Origin of the sequence: Paenibacillus donghaensis (genome assembly GCF_002192415.1) — a bacterium.
GTDB classification, from domain to species: Bacteria; Bacillota; Bacilli; order Paenibacillales; family Paenibacillaceae; genus Paenibacillus_AQ; species Paenibacillus_AQ donghaensis.
In genome coordinates this window covers 1,641,056-1,652,631 of record NZ_CP021780.1, presented here as the reverse complement: position 1 = coordinate 1,652,631, position 11,576 = coordinate 1,641,056, and the positions used below count along the sequence as shown (strand labels likewise).

At 47.0% G+C, this 11,576-nt stretch carries 8 protein-coding genes and 1 pseudogene; 2 read left to right on the top strand and 7 right to left on the bottom strand.

Annotated features, from left to right (window positions below; genetic code table 11):
- Positions 1–22 precede the first annotated feature (22 nt).
- The 6 genes from B9T62_RS06930 to B9T62_RS06905 all read right to left on the bottom strand — a co-directional run bounded on the left by B9T62_RS06930 (position 23) and on the right by B9T62_RS06905 (position 7,461).
- On the bottom strand, positions 23–880 hold the full coding sequence (locus B9T62_RS06930) for an AraC family transcriptional regulator (RefSeq protein WP_245864372.1): 858 nt from the start codon (positions 878–880) through the stop codon (positions 23–25).
- Between the two features lie 167 nt (positions 881–1,047).
- Positions 1,048–2,685 carry a glycoside hydrolase family 53 protein gene (locus B9T62_RS06925; RefSeq protein WP_087914591.1) on the bottom strand — a complete coding sequence of 546 codons (1,638 nt, stop codon included), beginning with the start codon at positions 2,683–2,685 and terminating at the stop codon, positions 1,048–1,050.
- Between the two features lie 2 nt (positions 2,686–2,687).
- Positions 2,688–3,836: a glycoside hydrolase family 53 protein gene (locus tag B9T62_RS06920; RefSeq protein ID WP_087914590.1), complete on the bottom strand. Its 1,149-nt coding sequence runs from the start codon at positions 3,834–3,836 to the stop codon at positions 2,688–2,690.
- 15 nt (positions 3,837–3,851) lie between these two features.
- A complete protein-coding gene (locus B9T62_RS06915; protein WP_087914589.1) occupies positions 3,852–4,697 on the bottom strand; it encodes a sugar ABC transporter permease in 846 nt (281 codons plus the stop codon).
- Between the two features lies 1 nt (position 4,698).
- Positions 4,699–6,075 carry a carbohydrate ABC transporter permease gene (locus tag B9T62_RS06910; RefSeq protein WP_087914588.1) on the bottom strand — a complete coding sequence of 459 codons (1,377 nt, stop codon included), beginning with the start codon at positions 6,073–6,075 and terminating at the stop codon, positions 4,699–4,701.
- A gap of 6 nt (positions 6,076–6,081) precedes the next feature.
- Positions 6,082–7,461: an extracellular solute-binding protein gene (locus B9T62_RS06905; RefSeq protein WP_157685492.1), complete on the bottom strand. Its 1,380-nt coding sequence runs from the start codon at positions 7,459–7,461 to the stop codon at positions 6,082–6,084.
- Between the two features lie 841 nt (positions 7,462–8,302).
- Between B9T62_RS06905 and B9T62_RS06890 the strand changes: the two genes are divergently transcribed.
- Positions 8,303–9,625: an IS4 family transposase gene (locus tag B9T62_RS06890; protein WP_087914586.1), complete on the top strand. Its 1,323-nt coding sequence runs from the start codon at positions 8,303–8,305 to the stop codon at positions 9,623–9,625.
- Here B9T62_RS06890 and B9T62_RS40545 read toward each other — a convergent pair.
- Positions 9,567–10,313: pseudogene (locus B9T62_RS40545) on the bottom strand (ISL3 family transposase); the annotation flags it as partial. The gene B9T62_RS06890 and the pseudogene B9T62_RS40545 sit on opposite strands and share 59 nt — an antisense overlap.
- A gap of 445 nt (positions 10,314–10,758) precedes the next feature.
- On the opposite strand from B9T62_RS40545, the gene B9T62_RS06875 reads away from it, so the two are divergent.
- On the top strand, positions 10,759–10,986 hold the full coding sequence (locus tag B9T62_RS06875) for a helix-turn-helix domain-containing protein (protein ID WP_087914583.1): 228 nt from the start codon (positions 10,759–10,761) through the stop codon (positions 10,984–10,986).
- Positions 10,987–11,576: the final 590 nt, after the last annotated feature.

Below are 11,576 nucleotides of genomic sequence, written 5' to 3'. Positions count from 1 at the left end.
CAGTGTGTTACAATGATAAGATTTAGTCTGCCCGAGTTGACAAATGCAGTTCGCGGTATTTGGCCGGTGTAATTCCTTCCTTCTTCCGGAACGTCGCGACAAAATGACTGACATCATTAAAGCCAGCAAGTAATGACACTTCCTTAAGTGCCATATCTGGATTCGTGATCATAATCTTCTTCGCCTGTCGAATTCGCAACTGAATGAGGAATGAATACGGACTCATACCAAATGCGTCACGAAACAGCTCATTTAAATAAGAAACGCTTATCTGTGCCTGCTCTACAATTTCCGGAAGTCCAACGTTAGCTGAGCAATTACTCTCCATCCACTGCACAACCGGACGCAGTTTATCGTAGTATTGCGACAGCGAAGGCTGATTATTGCGCATCCCGTATTTTCTCAGCAACATTAGAAAATGATAAAGCTCCGTCGATGACTCCAACCCAGAGAACTCCTCATCTCGGTCTGCCTTATAAAACATTTCCCCAATTACATCTGCGAATGATACTTGATCTGCCTCCTCCGTATAGATCGCAGACACATTCATGTTAAGCGAATCTAATATTGCTGATGCAGCTGTGCCTCCAAAGGTAATATAGATCGTAGACCAACGATCCGAATCTGAAAATGGATGATATGAGTGCGGTGTAAATGGTGTCAGTAGAGCGCCTTTCCCGGTTGTAAGTGCGAAGTGCTCCCCGTCCATTTCAAAGCTGCCTTCTCCGCTTAGGGTATAAAGCCAGTGGTAATACGGATAACCATCCGGCCTGACAAACATAAGCTCCCATGCACTATATCCAATTGTCTCAATAAATAAAGGGAGCGACCTTTCTAAGGAATTGAATACACGCCGTATGTTCTCATCGTCCCATTTCAACTATGACCCCACCTAGCTGCAATTGAATTCAAAATACACTTTTCTGTATTACAGCATGAAATTCCTTTTCTTGTAAACCGGGAATTGAGCAAATATTGAAAAAGAGCATTTTGCTTGCCGCTAGGTGAGGAAAATGCTCTTCTTATTTCCAATAACGATACTATAGATTAGTACGATTTATAAAACTTAACATTATCTACGTTAATCCAGTTATTCGCATTAGCGTCCGAATAGATGCCAATCTCCGCCTGCCCGTTCGTTACCTGGATGTTGTCGATTCTGACCTTCATCCATGATGTTGTGCTGACCGGCAGAGCCGTCTGCTTCTCGGTTCCTCCATAGCTATTGGCATAAATATAGGCTGAATTTTGCCCCCCGCTGTTTAATACCCAAGCCGTTAACGAGTAGGTACCATTCGCAAGACCCGTCTTCACCTGATAAGTCGAAGCTTTGTACGCTTCAGAATTCCAGAAAGTCAGCTTATAGTCGCCAACAACGCCCGGCTGTCCTGTCTTAATGGAGCTCAGATTAGCCGTTGTATTCGCCCATACTCCCCAGCCGGAAGGTGTGCTCGTATAGCCGTTCGCATCAAAGCTACCATTCGTCAACAGGTTCGTTGGTGTAGTTTCGCTGAATACAGACAACGACGATAAGGCATTCCCGTCAAAATCAAACAGTGTCTGGTTGTCCCACGGATTGGATAATAGTCCCGTATCATTATTATACAGAGCGCCCTCTTCCGTTCCCCAGTTCGCACCTTCTACCGAAAGCCATGTCGGTTCCCACCAGAAGATTCCCCGGCCGTGACCGTTCGGCACATCCTGCACAATTTCTTTTAAATCCCGCATATAAGCAACTTGTCCTGCAGGAGATGCCGGATAGCCGCCCACGCTTTCTTCTGTTGTATAAAACACGTTGCCGAGACCATCGCCGTCGTCAAGCGTAAACCCGTAGGCCGTCTCAACAATCATGACGTCCTTGTTATACCGTTTGCTGATATCGTTCAGGTTGTACGATAACTCGCCCATGGTGCCGTGCCAAAACGGGTAATAGGACAAGCCAATAATGTCAAAGTCGACTCCTTTGGCTATAATGTTGTCAAACCACCACGTATACAAGCTGTTGTCACCGCCATGATCCAAATGCAACACGATTTGGATGTCTTCTCCGGAAGAGAGCGCGTCATTCACTCCGTCAATACCAGCGGACAACAACTCGCCCAATTTCGTGAAGTCAGTAAGACCATTTCCAACCTTACCGTCATCCCACAATACGCCACCAGGTATTTCATTGCCCATCTGAACGATTGCAGGCATGACATTCTCAGCTTTCATCGATGTAATGACGCTTTGCGTATAATCGTGAACGGTTGTTATTAGCTGAGAATACGTAAGCTTATTCCATGCTTTTGGCTTAGTCTGATTACCCGGATCTGCCCAATGATCACTGAGTTGAATATCAAGAAAAATGCCCATGCCTTTCGCTTTTGCCCGTTTAGCCAAGGCAATTGTCGTTGCAAGGTCGTTCGTACCGCCGCCGTAAGAATTGCCTTGGCTGTCATACGGGTCCACCCAGAGCCGAAGCCGGACATAGTTCATCCCATCTGAGCTCAAGATCTGCAAGGCATCCTTCTGCACGCCGCCTTTGTAGAATTTCCCGCCCTTCTGCTCCACCTCGTTCAGCATCGATACATCCCCGCCCAGGATGAACGTACCGGCGGCCTCTGCCTTCTTACTGCCGATGTTTGGCAGAATAAGCGTGATGGCACATACCAGCAATAAACTAACTTTTACCCATTTCCTCACAATTAACACTCCTTCTTAGATTTAAATTGTCGAAACACATCTATTGAATCGAGAGCCTCTCCCTGGAAGTCAAACCATGCTTGATTGGCCCAATGATTCCCCATTGGAGCGACATCATTACCGTACTTCATCCCTTCAGGACTTGCCCAGGTTGTCCCGTCCACCGGCAGCCACGCTGGCTCCCAGTACACAATGCCAAGCCCTTTTCCACCAGGCACCTGATCGACCGTCTGCATCAAGTCATATAGAAACTGTGCTTGTCCTTCTACAGTAGGGGGATAACCCGCATTCTTAGCCAGTTCATCCGTGAAAATATCCGCGCCTGTTGGACTCTCAGCCGTATGTCCATATGCCGTTTCAATGATAAGTACCTCCTTGTCATATCGGGCGCTAATATCATCAAGATTGAAGCGCAGCTCCTCCAGACTTCCGTGCCAGATCGGGTAATAGGATAGACCAATAATGTCGTAATCTACGCCGCGCGCCGCCATTTCATCAAACCAGGTGCGATAAAGCACGTTTGCGCCGCCAGCATCGAGATGCAATATAACTCTCATAGGACCAGATTCTCTGGCCGCCCGAATTCCTGCGTTCAATAAACGTACCAGTCGGTCGAAGGCGGCCTTCCACTCGACCGCTTCCATCTCTTCAAATTTTTCCCGATCGAACAAATACTTCGGTGTTCTACCGTCCGGCCACAACATGCCATTTGTTGTCTCATTACCAATCTGAATGAGCTCAGGTAATACGTTACAGGCTCCACACACATCCAATACTTCTCTAGTGTAGTTGTATACTTTCTCCTCGAGCTGCTCGAAGGATAACTCCTGCCAGTTCTTTGGTTTAATTTGCTTTTTCGGGTCAGTCCAGAAATCGCTGTAATGAATACACAGTATGAACTGCAAGCCTTGCTCTTTCGCTCTTCTCGCCAGCTCGATGGTCGTCTCCAGATCATTCGTACCGCCCATATAAGGGCAGCCTTCCTCGTCATAGGGATTTACCCACAAGCGGAGCCGGACGACATTCAACCCCTTGATCTGCATAATCTCAAACAAATCTTTCTTCTGATTCCCTAGGAAGAACTCTCCTCCGAGCTCCTCTACCTCTTTCAGCATGGAAACGTCTGCACCTTTAATAAAAGTTGGTTTCATCTGTATCTATCCTTCCTATCCTTTGTCTCCGCCAGCTGTTAGGCCGTTGATCAAATATTTTTGCAGTACGATATACAAAATGGCAATTGGGATAGCGACGATTACTGAGCCTGCCGCAAATAAAGTGAATTCATTTTTCGTCTGATCGCTGATCATGGAATAGAGTCCAATGGCAACAGTCTTCTTCTCCTCACTGGAGATAAGCAGCCTTGGCAATATAAAGTCCATCCAAGGAGCGGCAAATTGCAATACAGCTAAAAAAGTCAGCATCGGCGATGCCAGCGGCATAATAATACGAATAAAAATTTGCGTACGCGATGCCCCGTCGATCAAGGCCGCTTCGTCAAAGCTCATCGAAATGTTATCAATATATCCTTTCAGCAGCCAGATATTATACGGCAGCTGTGCCGCAACGCCTACAATAGCCAGCCCCGTCAGACTATCGAGCAGACCAAAGTTCAGGAACAGCATGTATACGGCTATGGCGGTCAGGAAAGCCGGGAACATTTGCAGGATAAGCATCGTCAGCAGACTCGCCTTCTTCCCTTTAAACTTGAACCGCGAGAAAGCATAGGCTCCTAAGGTCGAAAGCAAAACCCCAAACACCATATTGGCTGCCGCTACTTTGAGCGTGTTCACATACCAAATTGGAAAGTTCGTATTCCGGAAGAGATCAATATAATTGTTCAAGGTGGTATGATCCGGTATAGGCGAAGCATTGGCAAGCCCCTTCGAACTGCCAAAGGAAGAGCCGACAATCCAGATCAGGGGATAAATGATGATAACGGCTACCACGATGAGCTCGATGTAGATCAGTGTAGTTTTTAATATCGTCGTGAGGCTTGTGCGTTTAGCTTTCATCTTAAATCTCCTCCAACGATTTCGATTTCCGCAGATTGATGAGCGAGAAGCTCGCCACGATCAGGAAGACGATAATAGACATAACGGCTCCCATATTGTAAAGCCTGTTATCGAGCGTCAGCTTATACAACCAGGTAATCAAGAGATCCGTGTTTCCTGCGAAATTGTAATCCGGATTGGCAGGTCCGCCTTCGGTCAGGAAGTAAATGACTCCGAAGTTATTGAAGTTGCTGACGAAAGAAAGCATCAGCAGTGGCGCAGTCGCCTTGTATACAATCGGGAACGTGATTTTCCAGAATGTCTGGCTGGAAGTCGCACCATCCATCCGGGCAGCTTCGTAATAGCTGTCCGATACCGTCGTCAATGTGCCCCCGATAAGTGCCATAAAATAAGGGAAACCAAGCCACAAATTGATTAATAACGCTAATATTCTCGCAAGGTACGTATGATTCGGATCAGTGAACCAGTATATACGCTCATCCGTTAGGCCGGTATCAAGTAGAAACTGGCTGATCGGTCCAAACTGTCCGTTAAACATCGACTTGAACACCAGCGCCGAGATCATCGCCGGAACCGCCCAAGGCAGAATATAGATGCTCCGCCACAGCTTCTTCAACTTCACATCCGAATTGTTCAGCAGCACCGCCTGGAAAAACCCAAAGAAGTAGGTGGTGATTGTCGCCAAAATCGCCCAGACGAACGTCCACAAGAGTACGTTCAGAAACGTATGCATCCAGGAGAAGACTTGCGTCACCGTTACAAAGTTGTCGAAGCCGACCCAATGGACAAGCTTGGTAGGCGGTGTATTGCTGCGGCTGTAATCAGTAAAAGCAATCAGCACGCCGAATACAATCGGCAGTATGCATATAAACAAGGTCAGCAGCGCCGCCGGAGACAGCACGATATAGGCGTACATCGATTCCCACAGCTGCTTCATATCTTGCAGCGAGCTTTGATGGATGCCAGATTCGTTCATCCGGCGTCTTGCCATCACGGCATCTCTAATGTTCCATACGTAGAAGAAGACCAGAATCAAAATAACGAATAACGCGATAATTCCGTTCGCCATTAAGACGATGGAGTGATCACCGGGCGTTAGCCCGGACATCCCCATTTTCCTTGGCTGTGTACCTAATGTGACGAGGCCCCAGAGTCCTTTCAAGAAAAAGCCGCCGTTATCTCGCAAGCGGAAGCCTGCTGACATGTCATTGTAATGGCCGGTTGTCAACTCTGCTGTTAGGCTACCTGCACCAATAAGAAAGAACACGAGGCCTTTCAAATACTGACGGTTCAGCCATTGGCCGCCCCCCCATACAATTGCGGATAGTATCCCTGTTGCCCAAGCCGGCGTTGTCTGTTTGTTATTGGAGTTATTCATGCCAGCTTATTTACCCAATGCTTTCAGATCGGCATAAGCTTTTTCAGCCTTTTGCTGCGCATCGCCGACCGACAGCAGATTATCCCATACATTGACAATTAGTTCGTTGCCGGATGTGTACATATACTCCGGAATTTGCGGCGTCAGATCGGCATTCTCCGATTGGGCGATAATGCCTGCGATATGCTCATTGCCGTTAATTCCTTCAACGTTTTGAATTTGATCCGCCTGTAAGGCCGGGATAGCGCCGATCGATTTATACAATGCGGCAGCTCCTTCGTCAGAGGCCATGAAATTAGCAAACACTCTTGCAGCAGCCGGATACTTTGAATAACCAGATACGAGGGCGACTGAAATCCCTGTCAAGGAGGCCGCTTTATCACCCGAAGCCACTTTAGGCAACGTCGTTACACCGTACTCGAATTTGTTGTCAGCAGCCGCTTTATCAAAGTCTTTGAATACCCAAGGTCCTGTAATGACATAAGGAGTCTTACCTTTCACGAATTCACTTTCAATGGAATCCCATGTCGCATCAGCGGAATTGACATCCCAGATGCTGCGGAGGGTCTTGTAATATTTCAGACCTTTCGTGAGCGCCTCCGAGTCAAAATGAGGCTCGTCCAGGTTATTATCTTCGTACAGATGCCAGCCGAGCGAGGACAATACCGGGTAAGCGTAATAGAGCTGTCCCGCGAGGAAACGGATTGTCCATTGATTGGTTTTGCTGTCATTGTACGTTTTGGCAAGTTCCATAACCTCATCCCAAGTCGTTGCTGGTTTGTCGCTGCCCGTTAGCGCTTTCAAAAGTGTCTTGTTATAAAAGAGTGCAATCGACTCTGTTGAGATCGGCACGCCGAACATTTGGCTGTCTTTGCTCACCACATCAATAAACGTGCCCGGCATTCTTTCCTTCAATGTCTCCTCATATTTGCCGAGTGGAGCAGCTGTTGCATTATCGATTGCTTGTGCCAGTTTATTGTAGCTGGACATGAAGACATCAGCACCCTTGCCCGCTTCACCGTCGAGCGCCATACGATCTATACTGTCTACCTTTGCAACGACTTCATACTCGACTTTCACTTTAGGATATTTCACCTTAAACGCTTCAACTAGCGCTTTGGCATATTCCTCATATTCTAGCCAAACTTTAAGCGACTGCTCTCCGGAGGAGATTTCTGGCTCCATCACATAGTCCTTAGCGGCATCATCCCACTTGAGTCCACCATCTTCCGCTGCCGCGGTCGATTCAGCGTTTGAGGTTCCCGTATTGTTAGATGATGTTGTGGTATCCGATGTGGCGGTATTATTCGAGCCGTTGCCGCAACCCGATGCGACTAGCATAGCTGCGACTGTAAAAGATATCCCTAAAAATCCGTATTTCTTCATGCAGATTTCCCCCTCTGTTTTTAACAATATTCGGTTACACAAGTCAGATTATATAGTACTTCCATTTCATTTTATATATTGAATACCAATGGTTAATCGTATAAGAATCTTATACTGCAATACTATAAAGAAAGCTGAAGACCCTGTTGGAAGGAGCATCTTCAGCTTTCTAGTTTAAGCGCAAAACATATAATCCTTATATTTCAAATCGAGTAGGCCCATGCGCAATTGCATGGGCCTACTCGATTTGATCTCGGTACGATCTTCCTTGCGGTCATAGGCTTTGCAATAAACGATCCGGGTCTTCTCTGGATGCAGTTCGAGTTTACAGTCCTTGAATCTTTCCTTCAATCGCTCCAGCAGTCGCTCTGCCTCTGCTTTCGTTCGACAATGGACCACTGCATCCGCGTAGAGAACGGGAGACAATTGAAAAGGAACTCGTCGCCATTGACGCGCAGAGGAGGAAATACTTTAAACTGTACGAAAGGGACGGTGTGGACGAACGCCTGCTCTTCGAAAGGCTGAGCGAGTTAAAGGAACAGCAGGAGAGGCTCCTGAAAAACCGACGTAGAGCAGAGGTTAATGGAATGTACCTCAGACCCGATTCCGATTTAGCAGGTGCAGCAATTGCCGGGCCAGCTCCACTCGTTGCTACACTCTTCTCTTCCTTTCTTATCAGCTTTACCAGTCTAGTGTAGCTAATCCGATGTATTTTACACCAATTCTTTTATTTCAACTCACGCCTGTTGATTACCCAAAATAAGGAATAAAAATTGAAAAAAGGCCGTTCTTTCGGTACAATCGATTCCACCACAGAACTCGATTCGAAAGAGGCGACCTCATGAAAAATTCTAGCACGTTCACCCGTTTAGTTCAAACCCTATTGACGGAAGAAGATGTGACTGAAATCTTGCAAGCACTGGACTATAAGGACACCGCTAGGAAATTCACGGCAAGCCAGTTGCTGCTTTTCTTCATGCATTCGGCTTTAGGGCAGTGGGACAGCTATCGTTCGGGCATAGGAAAGGCGGTGAAGAGTGGTTTAATGCCTGTTTGTTACTCTACCTTCTCCTCCAAAGCCAGTGAGGTGCCGTATGCATTGTTCAAGCAATTATTTCATCGATTTCTTTCGAAGTGCAATCGAGCCACCAAGCGTCATCTGGGCATTCCCAAAAACTTGCTATTGGTAGACTCTACGACCATTACAGTGGGGAAAACCCGACTGCCCTGGGCCTTGTTTCATGGTGAACGTGCAGGGATTAAACTACATGTGGCCTTGTCGGCAGGCACGGAGCAGCCGGTTCAGGTGATCGAAACCATCGGCTCTGCTCACGACGGTCCGATTGGAGAACAGCTCGCGAACAAAGACTATATTCTGGTCAATGATCGTGCATACGGAAAAATCAAGCGTTTTGATCAGTACGTACGAGAACAGCAGTGTTTCGTGACGCGAATTAAAGAAAATGTAACCCTGGTTTCCTCTCATTCCCTAAAGAGAGTAGAGGATGCTGGCTCCAACGTCGTCAAGGACATCACGTGTTATTTGGGCACGCCCCAATGCCAATCGAAGCTTCGGCACCGTGTGGTCATTTTCACGGATGATTATGGTCATGACATTCGAGTAGCCACCAATCTCAGGCACCTGGCTGCAGAACAGATTGCAGAGATGTACAAGGCCAGATGGGGAATTGAAGTGTTCTTCCGGTGGATCAAACAAAATTTGAATGTCCCCATTCTGTTTGGGACGACAGAAAATGCCGTATTCAATCAGTTATTTGCTGCACTCATGACCTATGTGGTCTTGAAATGGCTCTACGTTCGGTCCAAATCTTTTGTTATTGCGTGCAAATCCATTCCTCTTATTCGATTTAAAGAATGTGGTTCAGTAACAAGTTACGGGAGAATCGACGAAATTCTACAAATGGAAGACGCGAAGAAAGAAGAGTCACGGGTCGTTGTCGATTATTGTGTCAGCCTGACTTTTTCTCCTGGCGATCCTGGTAGTTTCGCCAGCGGTTTAACGCAGTCTGCTGTTCCTTCATCTCCATTCGGGCTTGGAGGGACTGGATGGAGTACCCAAAACCTTGCTTGTTCATCGCACGAAGCTGGTTGTTTTTCCCTTCCGTTTTCGCATTGGAGATTTTGCAAAGGAACCGGTTCATAATTTCGGGAAGCCAGTTCCAGACGGTTCTCAAAAGTCGATGGAAGGGCTCCAAGTCGGTAGCGAGGACTTCTCTTTCCCAGTCAGCCAGAAGCGTGAGTCCCTCTTCGAAGTCCCGGCAACGGTACAGTGCTCGCAGCTTTTGGTGAAGGGAGATGGCTCTGGCCAGTTCCGGAATCGCTTCTTCCCACGCTTGGAGTCGTTTTCTCTCCTCTTCCGTGAGGTCCTCGATCGGCTTGGAAAAGAGTTCCTTTTCTTGTTTCATAGCCAGAGCTTGTTCCTTGTTTAATTTCGTCTGTACGTTCTTCCGCACACCATCCAGCGCTTTGGAGGACGCTTGAATCAGATGAAAGGCATCGATGACAATCGTCACATGAGGTAAAGCCGTTTGAATCGCGACCTTGTAGGGCTCCCACATATCAATGGCTATGCCAATGATCCGCTCAGGTGTAGCGAATTGCTGTAGAAGGGAAATCACTTCTTCCTTTTTGCGGGACGTATGCATGCGAATGAGCTGTGGACGCCACGGAACCGTCAAGTCGTAAACGACCAAGCGGTAGCTTCCCTTTCCTTTGGCCAAGCCGATCTCGTCGATCCCGAGGAAGGCAGGCGTGGTTCGCTCCTGCGGTGTATCGCCAACCGTCTTTTCGTAATGGCGCGAACATGGACTTTGATATTTTGCCCACTGCATCCGAAATCTTCACCGACGCTTTGAAAGGTTCCATCTGCAGCTGCATAAAGTAAAGCGGTTCTTCCGGTTTCAGTCAAACGTTGGTAGGGAGCCAGCCAATGGAGCGGTTCCATGAAGGTACGGGAGCAGTACGAGCATTTCAATCGCCGATGAAAAAAAGAGTCATAGACGGGGGTTCCATTAAAAGTTCCCGAAATGACCGTCTTGGCGACCTGTTCATGCACGTGAGTGGACCAGGCTCCGCAATCGGGGCAGTGCCCTCCTACGTCTGGGAGGTGCAAGGTTCGATGCAACCCCGCATTGGAGTAGCCGTAAGGTATTTCTATTTGATGCAAAATGTGAAAACACTCTTTTTTTGATTCGAAAGCCATGCTAAAATGGGAGAGCATCCAAATCATCCCTTTCGTATGGTAGGTAGAGGTACTTTACCAATACGACTAAGCAAATTATCGGAAAAACTGTTAAAGCGATACGCATCAAACAAGGACTAAGCCAAGAAGATCTAGCGCACGAATGCAATGTCGACCGGTCCTATATTTCCATGATTGAGGTTGGAAGAAACGAGCCTTCCGTCACGAAAATATTTGATCTCTGCAAAGGACTGAAGAACAAGCCGTCTGACTTTTTTAAGCTGATTGAGATCGAATATGAGAAAGCGTGGGAGAGCGAGTGAACGTGAATAAGAGCGGGGCATGAAGCTATTAGCTTGTGTTCCGCTTATCGTTTTTATGGGGCATATGTTGTAAATCATAGGTTAATCTAACCCTTGATTTCAGCATGTCTATATAGGTCTTGCTGAACAAAGAAAATCGCTTCGTCGCTATATTTCATGGATGAGTGACTAAAAGGTAGAGAACATGTCCAGACTGTTCCTAAGAAGATTAAGAGGAGCGGGATCAGCGATGTGGACGTCCAAAAGCTTTAGCAAGCCGCTGGCCGGGATATAGCCTGAATCTGGGCATTGTTCAGCAAGCCCTATATAGTTTTCGGGTGTTGGCGATTGACCATAGTAATTTACACAACGTCCTCAAGTTGTTTATGCTGTTCCCAAGTGAAAGTAAAAAAAAGCCAAGGAATGTATCTCCTCGACTCTTATAATCAAACATATTCTGTTTTCTACTGGTTACTCTTTGTTTTCACCGTCACTTCAAAGCCAACATCAAGTTAACTATATTTTTGCTTGATTTCAGCAATCCATGCTGGAAGTTTAGTAGTTAGCTTCATATTATGCCTTAACAAGTTGCCAGCCGTTTGGTTAGTTGC

Bases quoted from the DNA above. Each gene is read 5' to 3' on its own strand.
- B9T62_RS06920 (WP_087914590.1), bottom strand. From the start codon at position 3,836: ATGAAACCAACTTTTATTAAAGGTGCAGACGTTTCCATGCTGAAAGAG.
- B9T62_RS06915 (WP_087914589.1), bottom strand. From the start codon at position 4,697: ATGAAAGCTAAACGCACAAGCCTCACGACGATATTAAAAACTACACTG.
- B9T62_RS06910 (WP_087914588.1), bottom strand. From the start codon at position 6,075: ATGAATAACTCCAATAACAAACAGACAACGCCGGCTTGGGCAACAGGG.
- B9T62_RS06905 (WP_157685492.1), bottom strand. From the start codon at position 7,461: ATGAAGAAATACGGATTTTTAGGGATATCTTTTACAGTCGCAGCTATG.
- B9T62_RS06890 (WP_087914586.1), top strand. From the start codon at position 8,303: ATGAAAAATTCTAGCACGTTCACCCGTTTAGTTCAAACCCTATTGACG.